Genomic DNA, 19,047 nt, shown 5'->3' with positions numbered 1-19,047 from the left:
CTTACGCCACGCTCTGCAAACGCTTCAGGGGAATCTGGCAGATACGGGAAGTGCCCAATTCCGGTACCGCCGTTTTGTATAGCCACGATCGTTGTAACACATCCTTGCGAGGGTGGCTGTATCCCGACACTGAGCTTACTGCTACAGGGCGGGGCCCCCGCTAGCTAAAAAGCCCGCTCCAGCTTGCAAACTCTATCAAAGCCAAAGGGGCTCAGGCGGGGATCCCGGGGACTCTGGGGCAGTCTCCAGCATAGCCTTTGGCCCCTAGACTGGCATCACCCCGGCGGCAGGCTTAGGGGCTGGGGAGCGCCTTTGAGGTCTCTTCTCCTGCCGCGCTGCTGTCCGGGGTAAAGCCGGCAAAATCGTGATCGTGGGGGCGCACTGACAGGATCAGCAGGTTGTAGAAAGCCCAGGCCAAACCAAAGATCAGCTCCGACCACGTCGGATCCCAGTTGCCGGCAAAGCGCAGGGATCCCACCCCTATAGCTAGCAATGTCAACACAATAGCCAGCGCCTGCGGGCCGAGGGAAAGCTGGGAGGGCTGTTCAGGATAAGGGGGCACCCCTCGCAACGCCTGCACCAGCGCCTGAATGGACTGGAAAAACTGGCTACCTGTCTGTCGCTCTGACTGCCAGGCGGCCCCCCACAGAGAGGGAGGAAAAGCCAACAGCCAGGTAAGCCGCCCCAACAGGGCATAGGGCAAAAACCAGGCAAAAAAGGCCCTGTCAAAGGCTGGTACCGGCATCCAGCCCGTGCAGAGAAAGAGGATGGGCACTGCTAGATAGGCCAGCTCCGCCACCCCGCCAGCAGCCCAGAGGGTTAGCCAGAGGTACTGAAAGCGCTGCTGCTGCGTAGTTGGCTTGCCCCAAAAGGGGTTTTCTCGCAAGGCCGAAAAAATTGCTAGCAGAGCGACGCGGCGGTTGCGCAAGGGCAACAAAACGCCGGTGACCTGGGCCTGGCGCACTAGATGAGACTGCCAACCACGGCAGTGCAGCTGACACCCCAACTGCACAGGGCGGCGAATGTCAATTTGCGGGATCGCCTCCAAAGCCGCCCGCCGAATGAGACAGCCGGATCCCAGCAGCGGCGCCGCCTGGTAGCCTTGGGATCCCACCGCCAAAAGCTGCTGTAGGGGGTGAACGGCCTGGGGCCGACCCAGGGTGCGCAGCATCGCCTGCACAAAGCCGGTGGCATGGGCGATGGGAGCCCGCTCCGGTGAGTCATAAAACAGGGGCAACGTCTGCCACAAAAAACCCGGCTCGACAAAATGGCCCGGCTGCAACAGCAGCAGGTACTCTCCCTGCAGCTGGCCAGAGCCCAGCAGGTAGGCTAGGGGATCGGTCGTGGGGGTGGGGCAAGGCCAGTACTCGCAGGGAATGGCCCGCGCCACCTTGGCCATTTCCCCATCTTCCACCCGATCCACAATGTGGACAAACAGCCGCTCCCAAGGGTAGTCGAGGCGCAGGGCCGAGAGTACCGTCTGACGGGTTGCTTCCACAGAATCCCGCTGGCGTATCACCAGCACATCCACCCGCGGCAGTTGAAAAAATGCCCGCTGCAGCACCTCTGGCGCCGGCACTTCTTCTTGCGCCTCCTGGGGATAGCGGCTGAGGATAAAGCCCACTGCCGCCAGCCAAACGTACAGCTCCGCCCCCCAAAACAGAAGGGATCCCAAACCTGTCAGCCCGTCGGTGATGCGCCAGTAGAGGTAAGCCACCCCCGCAATGAGGTGCAGCAACCCCACCCAACGAAACAGGTATACCCGCACAGCCCTTAATCTCACAAGCGCTCTCCACAAAGTGGGCACTGGGCCAAGCCGGGAGCCCTCCCTTTGCCCAGGGGCAGACTGGGGGATGGGATCCGTTGATGGGCACTTGCCTGGAAAAACCCTTGCCTACTGGGCAGCCTTTTCAAGCGGGTAAACGCTCACCTTCTGCCGCCGTTTGCCGTAGCGCTCAAAGGTAACAATGCCTGTGGCTACTGCAAACAGCGTGTCATCCCTACCAATGCGCACGTTCACCCCTGGGTGGAACTTGGTGCCCCGTTGTCTTACCAGGATGTAGCCGGGATGCACCAGCTCGCCGCCAAAGCACTTCACCCCTAGGCGCTTGGAATTGGAGTCACGACCGTTGCGAGTGCTGCCGGTTCCTTTTTTGTGAGCCATAACACCTCCTAGGCAGTGGTCGCTAAAAACAGTCTACTTCTGGGCCACAGGGCTCCCCGTTGCTTCAGGAACTGGCTCTGGAGTGGTCTGGGAAGCTGCTGGGGCAGTGGCTAGAGTCGTCCCGTTGAGTTCAATGGACTCAATCAGGACACGGGTCAGAAGCTGACGGTGGCCTCTTTTCTTGCGGGTTCCCTTCTTCGGCCTCATCTTGTAGACAATGATTTTGTTGCCGCGGCGGTGCTGCAAAACCCGCGCCCTCACCACCGCCTCGGGAACATAGGGACGCCCCAGGGTTACTTGTCCCTCGTGGTTAATCAATAAGACCTGGGAGAGGGCCAAAGGGCTGTTTTCCTCTGTGCCGGGCAGGCGATCGATGTCGTAAAAGCGCCCCGGCTCTACCCAAAGCTGCTTGCCACTGGTTTCCACAATCGCGTAGGTCATGCCTTTCCCTTGCCGTACAGGTGCCCTCGCGGGTCTTGAAACCTGATCCGAGCATTAACAGCGGTTTCTAATGCTAGCGCAAAGAACTGCCTCCTGTCAGCAAGGGCCCAGGAGGAGTGTTCCTCCGTCCCTTATTCAGTCAGCTTCTCCCAGGCGGCCTGGAGAGCAGCTTGCATGCGCTGGGCGGCCCGTTTGAGGCGCTGCTGCCAGGTTGTCCATTTTTGCTGCAAAAACTCTGCCGCCTCATCCAGCAGGGAGAGGTCGAACTTGCCCCCTTTGGCCAGCTCGTCCCGCACCTGCTTGACCTTGACGCGCACCACCTCCGGCGGGTCCTGGGGTCCAATCAAAGCCTTGAGGCGATCCCCCATGCGCTGGATGAGCTGCTTGACTTGGCGAGACTTTTCGCTCCAAAAGTTCTTTAGGCCCTCAGTCTCCGATTTGAGGCGCTGGGGAGCATCTTCCTTGACCACCACCGCATCCACGTCGATGGCCTCTACGTCCTCAGGTAAGAGGACGGCGCGCCCTCCCCAGGGCTCAGCAATGCTGCCCCCCAGAATATAGGCAGCAATAGATCCAGTCTCCCAGTCGAAGAGAAAATCCTCAATCCAGCCCACCGGCTGATCCCCAATGCGCACTGTGCGCCGGTAGAGGGAGCTAAGCGGCATTGCCGGGGTAGTGAAAAGGCTGGAGTAGGTTAGCAGCGCATCCGGCCCGATAAGCGAGATCTGCTCTAGGGGGGTGTAGCCTTGCTGGCTGCTGAAGTAGCAGACCCGTCCTTGAGAATCGACCCAGATTTCTTCGACAGTGCCCAAGGCCGTGGCGGTGCTGCCATCCAGGGCCAGCAGGCCCACCACTTGGCTGCGTCGGACGATCTGATCCATGAGGGTTTCTCCTAAAGGTGAAGGGGTTCAGTTGAGTAAGAGTTTCGGGATCCTCAAAAGCCGCGGTAGTGGTGGAGCTGCGCCCTAAGGCGGGCAATTTCCTGAGCCATGTCCAAAACCATGGCCGCTCCGACCCAGTTAAGGCCCAAGTCCCGATGCAGACGGATCATCTGCACCAGGCGCCGCAGTTGCTGGGGGGTGATGTAGCTGCTTTCGGCTTCCAGCAAGCCCTGAGCCAGCAGCCACTCCAAGAGGTGGGAAGGGATCCCAGTAACTTCGCTGGCCTGCTCAAAGGTATAGAGCCGTTCTTCCACCCGCACAATGGCCAAGCTCATAGCCTCACCTCCTGCAAGTAGGCGCGGGGATCCCAGCTCCGATGTTGCCGCAGTTTCTCGTAGAGATCCCGCTCAGTGGGGGAGAGGGATTTGGGCGTGACAACCTTCAGCCGCACCAGCAGGTCGCTCCGCTGCCCTTGGGGATCCCGCCAGCCTTGGCCGCGCAGCCGCAGGGTTTGGCCGCTATCGACGCCGGCAGGGATCTTCAGCTGCACCCGGCCGGTGGGGGTGGGGACTTCCGCCGTGCCGCCCAAAACCGCCTCATCGGGCGTGATGGGCAGCTCGCAGAGCAGGTTGTCGCCATCAAAGCGGAAGAAGGGGTGGGGAGGCAGCTCCAGGGTGAGGTAGAGATCCCCCCTCGGTCCGCCGAAGGGGCTATATTGGCCCTTGCCCTTGACGCGGATGCGACTGCCCGGTTTGGCGCCGGGAGGAATGCGGATGGTGAGGGTTTCGCCATCCACGCTCAGCCGCTTTTGGGTGCCGTGGAAGGCCTCTGCCCAGGTGAGGCCTAGCGTGGCTTCTACGTCTTGCCCTGGCAGATCCACTGAGATGAACGGCCCAAACCCGGTGGTGAAACCCTGGAAGCCGCTGCGGCGGGATCCCATGCGGCCCAGCAGCTCGTTGATAAAGTCCTCGAAGGTGGCGTACTGGGCAAATCCTTCCATGCCCGGCCCTGCTGCGGCACCGCTGCCCACCCGTTGCCAGTACTGGCCAAACTGGTCGTAGCGCCGCCGCTTGTCTGGATCCGAGAGCACCTCGTAGGCTTCGTTGATCTCCTTGAAGCGCTCCTCGGCTGCCTTGTTGCCGGGGTTGACGTCAGGGTGATACTGGCGAGCCAGCTTGCGATAGGCGCGCTTGATCTCCTCCAAAGAAGCATCTCGGCTGACGCCTAGGATCTTGTAGTAATCCTTAAAATCACTCGCAGCCATGGGCTCACCTCTACCATCAATCAGTTAGGCTAAGGCTTTCAAAATAGCCAAGCAGGCTAAGACCAGAGCAGGGCCGGTAACTTTGCTGGTTTAAGGAAGGGGTCAACACTAGAACTTGCGCTTAGAGAAGATCCCTTTCTCGTCGCGGCTGAAAGCTTGTTTGACCTTTTCCCAAGCCTTGAGCAGGGCCTGGGTGACAGGGCTGCCCTCTGCCTTGGCCTGGTTATAGGCTTCCACAAAGGTTTGCTGGGCTTCTTCTGAGAGATCGGCGCGGATTTCTGGGGAGATGGTCTCCGGCGTCAGGTTGCCTTCTGGCTCGCTGGGCAAGTTCAAGTCGGCAGTGGCCACCTCTTCGCCGCCGGCACTTTGCAACAGCAAGTAGATTTCGCCGGCTTTTTCCTCCGGCACCTGCACCACCAACAAGAACTCACCCGCCTGTACCCGCGTCTGGTAGATGGCAGCCTTCTCCTGCGGCATGCCCAGGGCAATCAGGGCGGATCCCAGCCCCGCTCCCAACGCCCCGTAGAGAGCGCCACCGGTTGCCCCCAGCAGCGCCGCTCCCAAGGGCCCGGCGGCCACCACCGCCCCCAAAAAGGGAATAAACAGCACCCCTACCCCTGTAAGTAGCCCCAACAGGGAGCCAAACAGGGATCCATAAATAGCGCCGCTGGTCAACCCGTCGAGAACCACATCCTTGCGGGTGATAAAGCCGCTGATTTTGGCTTCCGTTTGAAAATTGCGGCCAATGATGGAGATGCGATCGTTGGGGATGCCGCGGTTGAGGAGGCGCTGGATGCACTCCTGGACTTTGGCTTCTTCTTTAAAAACGGCAGAAACGCACTTTTTGGGGGCTTGGGCGAAGGCGCTCATAAAGTCTCCTGGGAAAGTTTTGGCCGGGAAGGCTGAGGGCAGCTTTCGGCAAGCTTTTCCCCTCTTTGCCTATGCTGCCCATTATCTCCCTCGGTTGCCCCAGCGGGGGTCGAGGGATCGCGAAACTCCTGGAGCGATCTCCGTACTGAGGAGGCCTGCCCAAGCGCCCCGCGCCGCTGGCCTTCACCCCCAGCCCCTCTCCCTGAGGGAGAGGGGAGTTGGGAATCGAGGTCGCGGCTAGAGGGATCCAAGACCTTGCCTCAAGCCCTGGCAGACCCCACTCAAAAAGTCCAGATCTAGGGTCTCAAGGGTGTCGCTGAGCTTGTGGTAGTGGGGGTTGCGCAAGAAAGCGGTGTCGGTCACCATAACCGCGGGGTAGCCTGCATCCCAAAAGGGGGAGTGGTCGCTGAGGCGGGTAAGCGGCAGGATCAAACCCCGCTGGCCGGCTGGCAACCAGCAACACGGGATCCCCACCTGCTGAAAACTGTGCTGCAGCCTCAGCAGATCCCCCAGGGCGGGCCAGTTGCCAATGAGGCCGATGTAGTCCCCCCGGTCAGGGTAGAGCCGCTCCAGGCCAGCGGGGTAGCGCTGGGAGCCGGGGGTGGGATCCCGGTAGCCCAGCATCTCCAAAGAGAGCATTAGCCGCAGGGGTTGGCGCTGTTGCTTGAGAAAGCGGGCGTAGGCTTTGCTCCCCAGCAGGCCCCGCTCTTCTAGGTCGAAGGCCACTAGCCACAGGGGGGAAAGGGCGGGATGGGTGGCAAAATGGCGGGCCAATTCCAGCAGCACCGCTACACCGCTGGCGTTGTCGTCGGCTCCAGGGGTGGCCGGGGCAGCGTCAAAATGAGCCCCGACCAGAATGGGCGATCGGCGGGGATGGGATCCCGGCAATTTCAAGATCCAGTTGCGGTGCTGGCAGCCCCGAGCCTCGAAGGAGAAAGATTCCACAGGGCCATAGCGGGAAAGCTCCTCTTGGATGTAGCGCTCCACCTGACGGTGGCCCAAAGGCGACCAGTCGGGATCCCGCGGCTGGGCCACTTGCTGCAGGTGATCCCGGAGGCGCTGTTGCAGATGGGGATCTTGGATCACTTTTCTTGCTCGGCAAGGGCTTGGGCATGAACCTGGCGGGCCAGCTCCAGGGTGAAGTAGCGGTGGGATCCTGCCCTTCCCGCCAGCACCTGAAACGGCAACTCCGGCTCCCCCAGGTGATCCAGCACCAAGGCTGCTCCGGAAAAGTCTTGCTCCCGAGTGTAATCGTTAACCGTCACCACCGCAGGGATGCCCGCCTGCTGGGCCGAGCGCAGCCCGTTTTCGGAGTCCTCAAAGGCCAGGCACTCCTGGGGGCGCAGCCCCATCTGTTCCAGCGTGTAGAAGTAGATGTCGGGGGCAGGCTTTTTGGCGGGGACAATATCGCCGGCAGCAATCACCTCAAACCAGCCCAGGCTCTCCGGCAGGGTGTGCTCCAGAAGGGCCGTCACGTTTTCGGGCGTGGTGGTGGTGGCGATGGCTAGGCGGATCCCGGCGGCCTTGGCTTCCTGCAAGAGGCGCTTGACCCCAGGTCGCAAGGGGATCCCTCCTTGGGCCAGTAGAGCTGTGTAGTGGCGGGTTTTGGCCTGGTGCAGCCGGGCTATTAGGGCCGTCAGGTCTTCCCCGGCAGGCAGCGGCGGCTGACAGGTCTCGACGAAGTGGCGAATGCGCTCTTTGCCGCCCGTAATAGCCAGGAGTTGGCCGTAGAGCTCCACCGACCAGTGCCAGTCCAAGCCTGCTTCGGCAAAGGCAGCGTTAAAGGCTACCCGATGGCCATCCCGCTCCGTGTCCGCCAGGGTGCCATCCACGTCGAAAATCAAAGCTTGCAGTTCCATGCGCACCCCCCGTTCCCACCCCGCCAGCCTCCTGTCAACTGGGCAGGCGACCCTATGCTACCTCATGGTTTGGATGCTCTCAGCCAGGTTCCTGGGAAGGCCAACAAGATGAGAAAATGAGGCACCGGTTATCCAAGTCTCGCCATGAGCTTCGATTTTGACTTAATCATCATTGGTGCCGGCGTCGGCGGCCACGGCGCGGCGCTGCATGCTGTCGAGTCCGGCCTCAAAACCGCCATCGTCGAGTGCGCCGAAATGGGCGGCACCTGTATCAACCGCGGCTGCATCCCCTCCAAAGCTCTGCTGGCTGCCTCCGCCCGCCTGCGGGAACTGCAACACAGCTCCGAGCTGGGCATCCAAGTGGGATCCGTCCAGGCTAACCGGGAGGCCATTGCCAATCACGCCACCCAGGTGGTGGAGAAGATCCGCGCCGACATGACCCGCTCCCTGGAGAAACTGGGGGTAACACTCCTGCGGGGACGGGGCAGGCTGGCGGGATCCCAAATGGTTGAAGTTCAGGAAGAGAAGGGATCTCGAACCTACACGGCGCGGGACATTATCTTGGCCACGGGTTCCCAACCCTTTGTGCCGCCGGGGATCCAAGTAGATGGCCGCACGGTGTTTACCAGTAACGAGGCGGTGCGGTTGGAGTGGATCCCGGAGCGGCTGGCCATCATCGGCAGCGGCTACATCGGCCAAGAGTTTGCCGACGTCTACACGGCGCTGGGATCCCAGGTCATTCTCATCGAGGCCCTGGAGACCCTGATGCCGGCTTTTGACCCCGACATTGCCCGCCTGGCCCAGCGGGTGCTGATCAAACCCCGCCAGATCCAGACCTATGTGGGCGTGCTGGCCAAGCAGGTGATCCCTGGCCAGCCGGTGACGATCCACCTCTCTAACGGCGAAACGCTGCAGGTGGATGCCTGCCTGGTGGCCGCTGGGCGGATCCCGGTCTCAGAGGGGCTGGGCCTGGCGGAGCTGGGAGTGGAGTTAGACAAGCGCGGCTTTGTACCCGTAGATAGCCGTATGGCCACGGAATTGCCCCACCTCTGGGCCATTGGCGATGTGACGGGCAAGCTGATGCTGGCCCACGCGGCGGCAGCCCAGGGGCGGGTGGCCGTGGAAAACATCTGTGGCCGCCCTGCTTACATGGATTACCTGAGCATCCCAGCAGCAGTGTTTACCCACCCGGAGATGGGCTTTGTGGGGCTAACCGAGCCCCAGGCCAAAGCCGAGGGCTATAGCGTGGGCACGGTGCGCACCTACTTTGGCGGCAACTCCAAGGCCATTGCCTCTGGCGAGACGGAGGGCATGGTCAAGCTGGTCTTTGACAAGGAGACGGGTCTCCTGCTGGGATCCCACATCTTTGGGCCCCATGCTGCGGATCTCATCCACGAGGCGGCCCAGGCCATCGCCCGCCGCGCCACGGTGCAAGAGCTGGCCCGCCTGGTGCACGTTCACCCCACCCTGGCAGAGACGCTGGAGGAAGCCTACCGGCGAGCTGCCCACAGTTTAACCGCAGCCTAGCCGTGGCCTGCTGGCGACCGACACGGGCCGACTTGACGGCCAAAGCTGGTCTAATAGGATAGGGGGGAAGAGGTGGGAGAACGTGGCTTTGGCCAGCGAAGCGGAGATTACCCGGGCGGTGCAGGCCCAGTACGAGGCGTTTCCCTACCCGCCCGTCCCCTATGACCGGCCCTTTGAGGGCTTTTCCAGCCTAGGCAGCTACATCCTCGCCCAATATGCCCGCACCCGCACCTTACAAGAGCCCACCGGGGCCAGATTTTTGGTGGCCGGCTGCGGCACCGGCTGGGAGGTACACGGCATTGCCGCCAGCAACCCCGGCTATGGCGCCGTGGTCGGGATCGATCTCAGCCGCCCGGCCCTAGAGATTGCCCAGAAACGGATCAAGTACCACGGCCTGCGCAACTGCTCGGTGCACTACGGGGATCTCATGGATCCCTCCACTTGGCCGGAGGGGAGCTTCGACATGATCAGCTCCTATGGGGTCATCCACCACACCGCCGATCCGGTCAAGGCTTTGAGAAACTTGGCCTCGCGCCTAGCTCCCGAGGGGGTAATGGCGCTGATGCTCTACAACCGTTCCGGCCGTTGGCATGTCTACCGCATTCGCCGCGCCCTGGAGCTGCTGGGGATTACTCCGCCGGCCACGCCGGAAAAGATTGAATTTGTGCGGCAATTGTTAAAGGCAGCCCATCCCAATTCCCTGCTAGCCCGGCATGCCAAGGCCCACGAGGAATACTACTCGGCAGACGAAAACATCGTCGACAACTTCTTCCACGCCAACGACATTCCTTTTGACATTGGCGAGATCCCTGACCTTTTGGCCCAGGCGGGTCTGGAGTTTATCGATGTCGCCCCCTACTTGGACTACTGGAACGCCAAGCCCTTAATTGCCGCCACCCACCCGGAGTTCCACCGCCGCTACGAAGCCCTTTCCCGCATTGACCAACTGCGGGTTATCGAGTACTTGGAGCCCCTCTACCACACGCAAAATCTCTTCTGGTGCTGCCACCAGGGCCAGAAGCTGGCCAACTGGGATCCCTTCACAGCCGAGTTTTTCCGCAGCTCCCGTTGGCAGCTCAACCCCCTCTTTCTCCAGCACGGCCAGGTGCGCTACTGGGATCGCAAAATCCCCTTTTCGGATCTGCTGGGCAAGGTGGATCCCGCCCAGATTGTGGCCCAAAAGCTGGACATCTTCTGGCCCATTGCCCGGATCCCGGGCAAGATGATTGCCTCCAGCCGCTACCAGGTCGTGGAGCTGCTGCTCCCCTTAGCCAAGCAGGCCCGCTCTGGCGCGGAGATTTTGAACCAGCACGCCGAGAGAGCCGAGCATGTTCTCCGCCTCTTTCGCGAGTGGGAAGCCGACCGCCTGGTTCTAAGAGTTGCTCTCTAGGTGGAGGCTAAGCGCTCTGCCGGCCGCCCACAATAGCGCGGCAGCGGATATAGGGCCCTCCAGCATCCACCTTGGCCGGCTGACCCTTGCCGCAGTGGCCGGATCCCAAGTCCCACAGGAAATCCCGCGACACAGCATCCACCGACTGCAACACCTCAAAGGCATTGCCGGTAATGGTAACCCCTCGCAGCAGCTCTGCTAGCTTGCCGTTGCGAATGCGGTAGGCCCGCTCCACGCCAAACATGAACTCACCCGTGGAGTCGGCTTGCCCATTCCTGGCCCCATCCAGGAAGTAGCCGTCAGGTGTGCTGGCAAGGATCTCCTCCAAGGTTTGGGATCCCGGCTCAAGGTAGGTGTTGCGCATGCGGATAAGCGGCTCGTCGGCATACTCCCAGGCGCGGGCGTTGCCGGTGGGCTCGACGCCAAAGTAGGCAGCCGTTTCGCGGTTGTGCAGGTAGCTCACCAAGATGCCGTTCTGGATGATGGTGGTGGTTTGGGTGGGAACGCCCTCATCGTCCACCGGCAGCGTTCCCCCTGCCCCTGGCATGAATTCCGAACGGCCAGAGTCCTTGAGGGTAACCAACTCGCTGGCTACCCGCTGCCCCAGCTTGCCGGCTGCTACCGAGCCCGCCAGGACAAAATCCGCCTCGACCGTGTGGCCAATGGCCTCGTGCACCAGCAGCCCCACGATGGAAGGGGACAAGATGACTGTGGCCCATCCCCCCTCGGCGTAGCCTGCAGAGAGGAGATCGACCGCGGTGGCAGCCGCCTTCTCCGCCATCTGCAAGGGATCCGTCCGAAAAAGGCAATCCCACCCCCCGGTAACACCAATGGACTCGGCGCCGCTGCTCAGTTGGCCATCCGCCTCGGCCACCGCCTGGATCCGCAGTTCAGGGCGCACCAGACGAAAGGCCACATCCGCCCCATCTGTAGTAACAATGGCTTTTTCCTCGTAGATCTCGTTGTAGGTGCAACTGGCCGAGGTAATGCGAGCAGAGGACTTGCGAGCTTGGGCTTCCGTTTCCAAAACCAACTGGATCTTGGCCTCTAGAGGTTTGTTGACCACCTCCTCCACGCCGGGCTCGCAGAACTCTCCCTGGGCCAGGGCTACGCTGGGCAAAGCCTTCAGCTTCTGTTTGCGGCAGTCGGCGCTGGCACGGGCCGCCTGCTGGGCTTCGGCAATGGCCTTGCGAATGGCGGCTGGGGAGAGATCCCCGGTGGCGGCAAAGCCCCAGGTGCCGGCCTCCAGCACCCGCACCCCCACCCCTGAGCGCCGCCGAACCGCCGTCCGCTCAATGCGGCCCTTTTCCGCCGTAACGCTGCGAAAGACTTTGCTGTGGTAGCGCAGTTCCACAAAGCCGGAGTAATCCCGAAGGATGTCGCGCAGGAGATCTCGCATGGCCCTAGGGGGAAGGACGGTACTTCCAGCATACCCTTTTTGGCTAACCCGCCGCTCGCGCTAGCGGGACCTAGTCCTTGAAGCCCCGCTCTGTGCTCCCTATATCCCCCCGTACACGGGGAGAGTGGGGGGCCGGTCAGAGTCGCTTGGGAGAGGCAGGAGTGTATTGCTGCAGGACAGAGACAGTCACTCCCTCGCATGAAGCAATAAAAGTAGATGTTACAGCCTGTTAATTTAAATGGGGTACAGGTTTCAAGAGGAAGGAGAGGAAGAGATGCCAACCCATTCTTTGGATCTACGGCAAAGAGTCGTGGCAGTTTATCAAGTAGGTAAGACCTCTATCCGCCAGGTGGCCGAACGGTTGATGGTGACCAAGAGAACAGTACACCGCTGGGTGCGACAGTACCAACAAACTCAGGACTTAAACCCCAAGAAAGTAGGCACCAAGCGAGTGGGTATTTTAGAACGGCATCGACAGGAAGTGATGGCAATCATTGCAGAACACCCCGACTTCTATCTGTGGCAATATAAGAACTGTTGCGGGGGCGCTTAGGGATTGATGTAAGTACTGTCACGATACACAACTTCTTAAAAAGCAAGGAATGACTCTAAAAAAAGACTTACCGCAGCGCGAGAGTCCAAGAAGAGGAGGGGCAAAGAGAGCTTACAGTCAAGAACCAGCGGAGGATTTGATTGCCCTTGACCAGACAGTGGGAGGGAATGGAACGGGGAGTAGCTCGGGGTTTAAGCGGTCTCAGAGATACAAGGGGGAGAAGCATCCTGTTATTGGAGCTATTTCTGTGAGAGGGGTAGTCGGCTGTCGCGTCATCAAGAGTGGGATGAAGAAAGAGGATTTTTTGGAGTTTTTGAGAAGCGAGTTATGTCCGAAGTTAGATGCGAGGAAGGTTGGGATTATGGACAACTTCAATATTCATAGGAGTCGGGAAGTTGAGGAACTGATTAGGGGAACAGGAGCGAGAATCTTGCACCTGCCTGTGTATGCACGGGAAGTGAATCCTATTGAGACGATGGGGCCGGTGTTGAAGCACTTTGTTCGGCAGTTTTCTAGAGTTGGGAAGTAGAGCATGGATCAGAGAGTGCAGACTTCTTTACTCCTGACTCACAAACGATGGAGATGGTTTTGATAATAAATCCCTTGCATCTGGCCTTCCCAGATTGCTGTCCGACCAATATCCCCTCCCTCGCATACCAAAAGATCACGGGGTTGTAAGGCAAATTTTTGCTCTTCTTCAGTAAAATCCATTTCATCCAACTTCGACACATCCAGGTAACCCCAATTGACATTTGATGTGCGAAGAAAAGGACGCGGGCGAATTCCCTTGTTTTGCTTCGCTGACAAGGATTTGCCTTGCGTAATCTCAAATACCTCCCCCAACCTCACCATCCGCCACTCCTTGGGCAGGGGGCCGAGTAAGGACTCTGGCCCGCTGACGCGAACGGTCATCTGGAAGTCGTCGGGCAGAATGTCGCTCATACTTGGCTCTCCTCGTCAAGTTGATTAAGCAGGGTTTTGATCCTCTTGCACAGCATGGGGACATCCTCGGTGGCTGTGACCCAGACGATCCGCCAATCTATGGCCAAGTACTCGTGGACAGCGATGTTACGGAAAGCCACAATATCCGCCCATTTGATGTGTGGATGCTGCTCCGTGAAGCTCCGCGGCAGGCGCGCGGCTGCCTCGCCGATCACAATCAGCTTTTGCAAAACAGCGCTCTGGACAAGCTCGTCTTGCGTGAAAGCGATTTCATCTGTTCGTTGGAGAAAACGGTCAATCGCCTCGCAGGCATCCAGAATGTCCTGTAAGTAAAGCCGCTCAGGTCGCATAGAGCACGACCTCTTCCTTCAGGATTTGCTCACGGATGGCCGGCTTCAGAGCACTGCGCAGCACCAAGTCAACGGGACGGTGGAAAATCTCCGACAGCTCGCGCTGCATGCGGCTCAATTGCAGGAAACCCACCCGTGCATCGGGTTGAAATTCGACCAGCACGTCCATGTCGCTTTGCAGCCCGAAGTCCTCCCGCACCGCCAAGCCAAAAAGCGAAAGCCGCTGAACCTGATACTTGCGGCAGAACGCTTCAAGGGTGGGATAGGGAATGTCCGTCAAGCGCAGCATGGTTTGCCTTCTGTGCCATTCTATGAACCATTGGCCAATAAGCCGAGTTGAACCAAGACTTCATTCAGTGCCCGGTCAGCCTCGGCACGCTCCTCTTCGGCCCCTAAAAGGCGCACCATAGCTTCCTCCAGCGACAGGACCTCTTCCTTGCCGTTCGTGCTCACGTAGCGGCTAGGAGAGAGGTTGTAGTCGTTGCGGGCCGCTTCGTCGTTGGTGATGATGGCATGGATTGGCGAATGGTTATTCGCCCCTGCCAACCATTGGTGAGGTGATAAATTTCGGCGATGCGGGCGATGTGCTCCTCGGTCAGGTGATTCTTGGGGCGACCTTTGGCGAATTGCTGGCTGGCGTCGATGAGCAAAATCTGCCCACCACACGGCTTGCAGCGGTTGACCACCAGGATGATGCCGGGCGCGGTGGTGTTGTAGAACAGGTTCTCCGGCAGCAGGATCACCGCCTCGATCAGGTCGCGCTCGACGAAGGCTTTGCGGATATCGCGCTCGCGGTTGGAGCCTTGATTACCGCTGCCACGCGAGACGGCGCCCGTATCCAGCACCACCGCCATCTTGCCGCGCTCGTTGAGCGACGCCAGCATGTGCTGCAGCCAGCCCCAATCCGCGCTGCAGCGTGAAGCGGTCATATGGGTCGTTTCGTAGGTTTCGACGGGAAATCTTTGATTCCACATCGGGTTGGCCGTCACCCGGTCGAACGTTTGCAGACGGCCGGCGTTGTCCTTGAAGGCTGGGTGCGCACGGTGTCACCAATGCGGATGTCGGCTTGCAAGTCGTGAATGATGGCGTTCATGCGCGCCATGGCGAAGGTGGCCGGGTTAATCTCCTGCCCGAACAGGCGCAAGGGGGCTACGCCGGGTGGAAGTTTACGGTGGCCGTTTTCCATAACGCCGTGGGTTTCTAGCAGGCGTAGATGGCACTTGATGAGCAGCCCGCCGGAGCCGCAGGTGGGGTCATAGACACTCATGCCCAGCTGTGGGTCGAGCAGGCGCGCCATCAGGATGGCCACCTCGCGCGGGGTGTAGAACTCGCCGGCGCTTTGCCCCTGCCCCTCGGCGAACTTGCGCAGCAGGTACTCGTAGGCGCGGCCCAGGATGTCCGGCTCCACATCGTGCAGGCCCAGACGGTGGCGGGAGAGCACCTCCACCAGCGCGGCCAGATATTCATCCGAGATAATACGCTGACCGGCGGCGGTGGCGTTGAAATCCACCATGTCGATCACGCCCTGCAGCGACGGATTCTCCCGCGCCACCTCACGCACGGCATCAGTGAGGAATTGCCCCAGGCCGCTGATCCCATGTTGGCGGATCGCTTCCCACCGAGCATTTTCGGGAATGTAAAAGCGCACCAGGTGCACCTCCCTGGTTTCCCGCTCCTGCTCCAGCAGTTGCAGGGCCAGGTTCCGACTGCCGAATTGGTCACTCAGGCGCTCAATTTCATCATCGAACACATCGGAAAGCCGCTTGAGAAACACCAGCGGCAAGATATAGTCTTTGAACTTGGGCGCGTCGACTGGCCCGCGAATGACACACGCTGCATCCCACAGCCAGGTTTCTAGGCTTTGAATGTCGATCATCCCTAACTTGCGGGCGCCTTTGCCCTCTCCTCTGCTTCGGAATACTCTACAAGACAAAGCTAGGCCGCAAAGCCACTTTGCTAATGGCAAGAGGCGGGCCTAGGCAATCCTGAAGTAGATCCTCTCGGGATCAACGCCCGCCCACGGTGATGGAGTCCACTTTGATGTGGGGCTGGCCCACAGTAACGTAGATGCTGCCGCTGACAGAACCGCAAAAGCCAGGTGCCAGGCGGAGATCCTTGGAGCACATAGAGATCTTGGTCAAGATATCCTTGGCTTCTCCAATCAGCGTGGCTCCCTTGAGAGGCTTGGTGATTTTGCCATTTTGGATGAGATAGGCTTCTTCCACGGCAAAGTTAAATTGGCCGGTGGGGCCGACGCTGCCGCCCCCCATGCGCTTGCAGTAGATACCTTTGTCAATAGAGGCAAACAGGTCGTCCAGTTCGGCGTCGCCGGGGGCGATGTAGGTGTTGCGCATGCGGCTGGCAGGGGCAAAGGTGTAGTTTTGCCGGCGGCCACTGCCGGTGCGGGGATGGCCGGTGCGCATGGAGCCGGCCCGGTCGGCCAGAAAGTTTTTCAATATGCCCTTTTCAATAAGCAGGGTGCGCTGGACGGGCATGCCCTCGTCGTCCACGTCCAGGCTGCCAAAGGCCCCCTCGGAAAGCCCCTCGTCCCAGGCGGTGAGGTTTTTGTGGGCAATTTTCTGGCCTTTTTTGTCGGCAAAGGGAGTGGTTTTGCGCTCGATCTGGGTCGTCTCCAAGAGATGCCCACAGGCCTCGTGGAAGATGACACCGCCAAAGGCGTTGGACATTACAATCGGGTAGGTGCCCGATTCCACATAGTCGGCATAGAGCATCTGGCCGGCGGCTTCTGCCAGCTCCTGGCTGTGGGCTACGAGATCCCAGCGGCGCAAAAAGTCGGGATCCCCGGTGCCCCCTGCGCGTTGGCTAACGGAAGCGCGATGATCCCCATCGGCACAGAGCAGGGTAGAACTAACCGACTGGGTAAGGCGGATGTCGCGCACAAAGGTGCCGTCGCTGCAGGCTACCAGGATCTCCTGCCAGTCCCGGAAGTAGTTGGTGCGGCGGGACTGGACGTGGTGAGCTTGCCGCTTCAGCTCTGCGTTGGCCCGCAGCAGGATCTCCCCCATCTCGGCAAGGGAGCTGCATTCCTTGAGCCAGCCGTCTTTACCGCGGCGCTCGGCGTAGTCCTGGAGCAGCCCTAGGTTGACGGTGGAGACCAAAGCAGCAGGGCCAGGGGGGGTGAGGCCCATCAAGAGCAGGCCTTTTTCTAGGGCAGCTTTGAGGCCGGCAAAGGAGAGATCGTTGGTGCTGACGTAGCAGTCGGCCAGGCCGCGAAACACCCGCACCCCCGCGCCGGTGGCAAGCCGAGGGGTGATGCTGGTGAGGGTGTCGTCTTCTGCCAGGCAACTGATGGAGTTAGCCCGCTCCAGGAAGATCTCCACCAGATCGGCGCCGGCAGCCCGCCCCCAGCCCAAGAGAGTTGCAAGGGGATCCCGCCAGTCCTCGTCAAAGCGTTGCAGGGTGGGGCGGTAGTCGAGGTTGGGCAGTTCTTTGGATAAAAGCAGCATAGTAGGCCGAGAGCACTTAGCTGAGATGCCGCCATCTTTTGCTCCCTCAGTTTAACAAGACGTAAAGGCTGCCCTTTTGGGGAAAGAGACGCCAAGCTTGACAAGGGCAGAGGAGCAGCCGAAGATCGCTGCACAAGGATCCCTTACCTTGCAATGGCTGCCAAGAAAAGACCCTCGGAGCTTCAGCCCAGCCTATTTGACGATCCCCTAGAGCCACCTGCCTCTGCAACGGAGACGCTTCCCCAATGGGATCAGATCCCACTCTCGGCTCAGGTGCCCATTCCCCCCGGCACCTATCGGGATCTAGAACAACTGGAGCAGCACTGCCGGGTCTGCCAGCGCTGTGAGTTGGCAGCCAACCGTACCCATGTGGTGGTGCACCGAGGTAACCCTAAAGCCAAGATCGTGATTGTTGGCGAGGGGCCGGGGGAAAACGAAGATCTGCAAGGCCTGCCCTTTGTGGGTAAGTCCGGCCAGTTGCTGGACAAGATCCTGGCCTCGGTGGGGCTGGATCCCGAGCGGGATACTTACATCTGCAATGTGGTCAAATGCCGCCCCCCCAACAACCGCGTACCCACCCAGGCGGAGATGGATGCCTGCCGGCCCTATCTGTTGGAGCAGATTCGCCTAGTGGATCCCTGGATCATTTTGTTGACGGGGGCTACCTCGGTGCGCTCCCTTTTGGGGGATAAGCGGGGCATTGCCAAGATCCGGGGCGAGTGGATCCAGTGGCAGGGGCGCTGGTGCATGCCCATCTTTCACCCCGCCTACTTGCTGCGCAACCCTGACCGCACCCCCGGCAGCCCCAAGTGGTTGATGTGGCAGGATATTCAGGCGGTAAAGCAGAAGTACCTAGAACTTGCCGGCGCAACGCCACCCCAGCAGGACTTTTGAGCCCACTTTCCCTGTCGCTTACCTGGCCAGCGCTGCTGCCCTCACCCCCAGCCCCTCTCCCTTGGGAGAGGGGGGTATGGGATCCCTAACTTGCAGGCTTGAAGCCGCTCAGCAAGCCAAAGCGCAGCAAGCCGGTGGCATAGGCCCGCCGCATCAGGCCCAGCCCCAGCGCCCCACGAACGGTGACCCAGCCGCTGCGTACCAAAGCCGGGATCCACCGCCAATCGCGAGCCGAGGCAATTACCTCATCCCAAAAGGGGGCCACCCGCTCCGACCAGTCGGCGGTGCGCAACTGCTCGAACCCCACCTCTTGGGCCAGTGCTTCATACTCCGACAAGCTGATGACATAGGGCAGGCAGTACACGTCGTAGATCTGCTGCAAAAGCCGCTGATCCTGGCGGCTCAGGGATCCCTCGCGGTGGCACCAGGTCACCACCATCATCTGCCCGCCCGGCTGCAAGACCCGCCAGCCCTCGGCCAGAAACCGCCGCTTATCTGGCATGTGCTCGCCGCTTTCCAGAGCCCAGACCAGATCGAAAGTGTGGTCGGCAAAGGGCATTTCCAGGGCATCGGCCACCCAAAAGCGCACCCTGTGGCTCAGACTGGCCTCCTGGGCCCGCTGCGTGGCCCGTCGGGCCTGGACAGGGCTGAGGGTAATGCCTGTTACCTCGGCGCCAAAGCGCCGCGCCAGCTCCAGGCTGCTCCCTCCAATGCCACAGCCGAGATCGAGGATGTGCTGAGGGGGTTTAGGATCCCCGATCTGGCCCCATTGAATCACTCGCTCCATGAGATCGATCTGGGCTTGGCGGGGATCCTTGCCGGTCTGGCCCGGCTCATAGTAGCCGTGGTGCATGTGCTCCCCCCACACCTGCTCCCACAGGCCGGAGGAAGCATCGTAGAAGCGGCGGATGCGTTGGTTGAGGGGGGAAGCCATCCAGTCAGGAGCGGGTCGGGATCCCTTCCATTCTGGACGATCTGGCCGTCCCTGCTGGCCCTGGACGCAGCCTGACAAAACCCCGATTAAGCTGGGAAAGTAGGCCCTTGCC

General features: G+C 60.5%; 21 protein-coding genes and 1 pseudogene. 4 read left to right on the top strand and 18 right to left on the bottom strand.

Features of this window, described 5'->3' with window-relative positions; genetic code table 11:
* Positions 1–292 precede the first annotated feature (292 nt).
* The 9 genes from NW830_RS03975 to NW830_RS03935 all read right to left on the bottom strand — a co-directional run bounded on the left by NW830_RS03975 (position 293) and on the right by NW830_RS03935 (position 7,479).
* The gene (locus NW830_RS03975; RefSeq protein ID WP_414360940.1) at positions 293–1,783 is read right to left on the bottom strand and encodes a cellulose synthase; all 1,491 of its coding nucleotides are present in this window, start codon (positions 1,781–1,783) and stop codon (positions 293–295) included.
* Between the two features lie 111 nt (positions 1,784–1,894).
* A complete protein-coding gene (gene rpmA, locus NW830_RS03970) occupies positions 1,895–2,164 on the bottom strand; it encodes a 50S ribosomal protein L27 (protein ID WP_414360943.1) in 270 nt (89 codons plus the stop codon).
* 33 nt (positions 2,165–2,197) lie between these two features.
* The gene (gene rplU / locus NW830_RS03965) at positions 2,198–2,605 is read right to left on the bottom strand and encodes a 50S ribosomal protein L21 (RefSeq protein WP_414360946.1); all 408 of its coding nucleotides are present in this window, start codon (positions 2,603–2,605) and stop codon (positions 2,198–2,200) included.
* Between the two features lie 131 nt (positions 2,606–2,736).
* Positions 2,737–3,486 carry a photosystem reaction center subunit H gene (locus tag NW830_RS03960; protein ID WP_414360949.1) on the bottom strand — a complete coding sequence of 250 codons (750 nt, stop codon included), beginning with the start codon at positions 3,484–3,486 and terminating at the stop codon, positions 2,737–2,739.
* Between the two features lie 53 nt (positions 3,487–3,539).
* Positions 3,540–3,821, bottom strand: coding sequence for a chaperone modulator CbpM (locus NW830_RS03955; RefSeq protein ID WP_414360951.1), 282 nt, complete (start codon positions 3,819–3,821; stop codon positions 3,540–3,542).
* Positions 3,818–4,750 carry a DnaJ C-terminal domain-containing protein gene (locus NW830_RS03950; RefSeq protein WP_414360954.1) on the bottom strand — a complete coding sequence of 311 codons (933 nt, stop codon included), beginning with the start codon at positions 4,748–4,750 and terminating at the stop codon, positions 3,818–3,820. Before NW830_RS03950 ends, NW830_RS03955 begins: the two co-directional genes overlap by 4 nt.
* A gap of 108 nt (positions 4,751–4,858) precedes the next feature.
* The gene (locus NW830_RS03945; protein ID WP_414360957.1) at positions 4,859–5,620 is read right to left on the bottom strand and encodes a ChaB family protein; all 762 of its coding nucleotides are present in this window, start codon (positions 5,618–5,620) and stop codon (positions 4,859–4,861) included.
* A 237-nt stretch (positions 5,621–5,857) separates the two neighbouring features.
* Positions 5,858–6,706 carry a M28 family peptidase gene (locus NW830_RS03940; protein ID WP_414360960.1) on the bottom strand — a complete coding sequence of 283 codons (849 nt, stop codon included), beginning with the start codon at positions 6,704–6,706 and terminating at the stop codon, positions 5,858–5,860.
* The gene (locus tag NW830_RS03935) at positions 6,703–7,479 is read right to left on the bottom strand and encodes an HAD family hydrolase (RefSeq protein ID WP_414361227.1); all 777 of its coding nucleotides are present in this window, start codon (positions 7,477–7,479) and stop codon (positions 6,703–6,705) included. The genes NW830_RS03940 and NW830_RS03935 overlap by 4 nt, the downstream gene beginning before the upstream one ends.
* 144 nt (positions 7,480–7,623) lie before the next feature.
* On the opposite strand from NW830_RS03935, the gene lpdA reads away from it, so the two are divergent.
* A complete protein-coding gene (gene lpdA, locus NW830_RS03930; protein WP_414360962.1) occupies positions 7,624–9,006 on the top strand; it encodes a dihydrolipoyl dehydrogenase in 1,383 nt (460 codons plus the stop codon).
* An 82-nt stretch (positions 9,007–9,088) separates the two neighbouring features.
* Positions 9,089–10,396 (top strand): class I SAM-dependent methyltransferase, encoded by a 1,308-nt coding sequence (locus NW830_RS03925; protein WP_414360965.1) that lies wholly within the window; start codon positions 9,089–9,091, stop codon positions 10,394–10,396.
* A gap of 7 nt (positions 10,397–10,403) precedes the next feature.
* Here the strand turns inward: NW830_RS03925 and NW830_RS03920 are convergent, their stop codons facing one another.
* Entirely contained in the window at positions 10,404–11,795 is a 1,392-nt protein-coding gene (locus tag NW830_RS03920; RefSeq protein WP_414360968.1) for a TldD/PmbA family protein, read from the bottom strand.
* Between the two features lie 274 nt (positions 11,796–12,069).
* Here NW830_RS03920 and NW830_RS03915 point away from each other — a divergent pair.
* Positions 12,070–12,874: pseudogene (locus tag NW830_RS03915) on the top strand (IS630 family transposase); the annotation flags it as partial.
* A 41-nt stretch (positions 12,875–12,915) separates the two neighbouring features.
* On the opposite strand, the gene NW830_RS03910 reads toward NW830_RS03915, so the two are convergent.
* The 7 genes from NW830_RS03910 to NW830_RS03880 all read right to left on the bottom strand — a co-directional run bounded on the left by NW830_RS03910 (position 12,916) and on the right by NW830_RS03880 (position 17,107).
* Positions 12,916–13,290: a restriction endonuclease subunit S gene (locus NW830_RS03910; RefSeq protein WP_414360971.1), complete on the bottom strand. Its 375-nt coding sequence runs from the start codon at positions 13,288–13,290 to the stop codon at positions 12,916–12,918.
* Positions 13,287–13,640, bottom strand: coding sequence for a DUF86 domain-containing protein (locus NW830_RS03905; RefSeq protein WP_414360974.1), 354 nt, complete (start codon positions 13,638–13,640; stop codon positions 13,287–13,289). The genes NW830_RS03910 and NW830_RS03905 overlap by 4 nt, the downstream gene beginning before the upstream one ends.
* The gene (locus NW830_RS03900; protein WP_414360977.1) at positions 13,630–13,929 is read right to left on the bottom strand and encodes a nucleotidyltransferase family protein; all 300 of its coding nucleotides are present in this window, start codon (positions 13,927–13,929) and stop codon (positions 13,630–13,632) included. The genes NW830_RS03905 and NW830_RS03900 overlap by 11 nt, the downstream gene beginning before the upstream one ends.
* Positions 13,930–13,949: 20 nt before the next feature.
* The gene (locus NW830_RS03895) at positions 13,950–14,093 is read right to left on the bottom strand and encodes a hypothetical protein (RefSeq protein WP_414360979.1); all 144 of its coding nucleotides are present in this window, start codon (positions 14,091–14,093) and stop codon (positions 13,950–13,952) included.
* The gene (locus tag NW830_RS03890) at positions 14,090–14,614 is read right to left on the bottom strand and encodes an N-6 DNA methylase (protein WP_414404567.1); all 525 of its coding nucleotides are present in this window, start codon (positions 14,612–14,614) and stop codon (positions 14,090–14,092) included. Before NW830_RS03890 ends, NW830_RS03895 begins: the two co-directional genes overlap by 4 nt.
* A gap of 11 nt (positions 14,615–14,625) precedes the next feature.
* Entirely contained in the window at positions 14,626–15,516 is an 891-nt protein-coding gene (locus NW830_RS03885; protein ID WP_414360985.1) for a type I restriction-modification system subunit M, read from the bottom strand.
* A gap of 130 nt (positions 15,517–15,646) precedes the next feature.
* A complete protein-coding gene (locus NW830_RS03880; RefSeq protein ID WP_414360987.1) occupies positions 15,647–17,107 on the bottom strand; it encodes a TldD/PmbA family protein in 1,461 nt (486 codons plus the stop codon).
* A gap of 273 nt (positions 17,108–17,380) precedes the next feature.
* Between NW830_RS03880 and NW830_RS03875 the strand changes: the two genes are divergently transcribed.
* A complete protein-coding gene (locus NW830_RS03875; protein WP_414361228.1) occupies positions 17,381–18,001 on the top strand; it encodes a uracil-DNA glycosylase in 621 nt (206 codons plus the stop codon).
* Positions 18,002–18,086: 85 nt separating this feature from the next.
* On the opposite strand, the gene NW830_RS03870 is transcribed toward NW830_RS03875, so the two are convergent.
* A complete protein-coding gene (locus tag NW830_RS03870; protein WP_414361229.1) occupies positions 18,087–18,935 on the bottom strand; it encodes a methyltransferase domain-containing protein in 849 nt (282 codons plus the stop codon).
* Between the last annotated feature and the right edge of the window lie 112 nt (positions 18,936–19,047).

It is taken from the genome of Synechococcus sp. OH30, assembly GCF_047462175.1.
GTDB lineage: Bacteria > Cyanobacteriota > Cyanobacteriia > Thermostichales > Thermostichaceae > Thermostichus.
The sequence above is the reverse complement of the archived record's forward strand: the minus strand, read 5'-3'. Positions and strand labels throughout refer to the sequence as shown.

What these genes read in the sequence shown, in the direction of transcription:
- rpmA (WP_414360943.1), bottom strand. Translation starts at nt 2,164, where the DNA reads ATGGCTCACAAAAAAGGAACCGGCAGCACTCGCAACGGTCGTGACTCC.
- rplU (WP_414360946.1), bottom strand. Translation starts at nt 2,605, where the DNA reads ATGACCTACGCGATTGTGGAAACCAGTGGCAAGCAGCTTTGGGTAGAG.
- NW830_RS03960 (WP_414360949.1), bottom strand. Translation starts at nt 3,486, where the DNA reads ATGGATCAGATCGTCCGACGCAGCCAAGTGGTGGGCCTGCTGGCCCTG.
- NW830_RS03955 (WP_414360951.1), bottom strand. Translation starts at nt 3,821, where the DNA reads ATGAGCTTGGCCATTGTGCGGGTGGAAGAACGGCTCTATACCTTTGAG.
- NW830_RS03950 (WP_414360954.1), bottom strand. Translation starts at nt 4,750, where the DNA reads ATGGCTGCGAGTGATTTTAAGGATTACTACAAGATCCTAGGCGTCAGC.
- NW830_RS03945 (WP_414360957.1), bottom strand. Translation starts at nt 5,620, where the DNA reads ATGAGCGCCTTCGCCCAAGCCCCCAAAAAGTGCGTTTCTGCCGTTTTT.
- NW830_RS03935 (WP_414361227.1), bottom strand. Translation starts at nt 7,479, where the DNA reads ATGGAACTGCAAGCTTTGATTTTCGACGTGGATGGCACCCTGGCGGAC.
- lpdA (WP_414360962.1), top strand. Translation starts at nt 7,624, where the DNA reads ATGAGCTTCGATTTTGACTTAATCATCATTGGTGCCGGCGTCGGCGGC.
- NW830_RS03920 (WP_414360968.1), bottom strand. Translation starts at nt 11,795, where the DNA reads ATGCGAGATCTCCTGCGCGACATCCTTCGGGATTACTCCGGCTTTGTG.
- NW830_RS03910 (WP_414360971.1), bottom strand. Translation starts at nt 13,290, where the DNA reads ATGAGCGACATTCTGCCCGACGACTTCCAGATGACCGTTCGCGTCAGC.
- NW830_RS03905 (WP_414360974.1), bottom strand. Translation starts at nt 13,640, where the DNA reads ATGCGACCTGAGCGGCTTTACTTACAGGACATTCTGGATGCCTGCGAG.
- NW830_RS03900 (WP_414360977.1), bottom strand. Translation starts at nt 13,929, where the DNA reads ATGCTGCGCTTGACGGACATTCCCTATCCCACCCTTGAAGCGTTCTGC.
- NW830_RS03890 (WP_414404567.1), bottom strand. Translation starts at nt 14,614, where the DNA reads ATGTGGAATCAAAGATTTCCCGTCGAAACCTACGAAACGACCCATATG.
- NW830_RS03885 (WP_414360985.1), bottom strand. Translation starts at nt 15,516, where the DNA reads ATGATCGACATTCAAAGCCTAGAAACCTGGCTGTGGGATGCAGCGTGT.
- NW830_RS03880 (WP_414360987.1), bottom strand. Translation starts at nt 17,107, where the DNA reads ATGCTGCTTTTATCCAAAGAACTGCCCAACCTCGACTACCGCCCCACC.
- NW830_RS03870 (WP_414361229.1), bottom strand. Translation starts at nt 18,935, where the DNA reads ATGGCTTCCCCCCTCAACCAACGCATCCGCCGCTTCTACGATGCTTCC.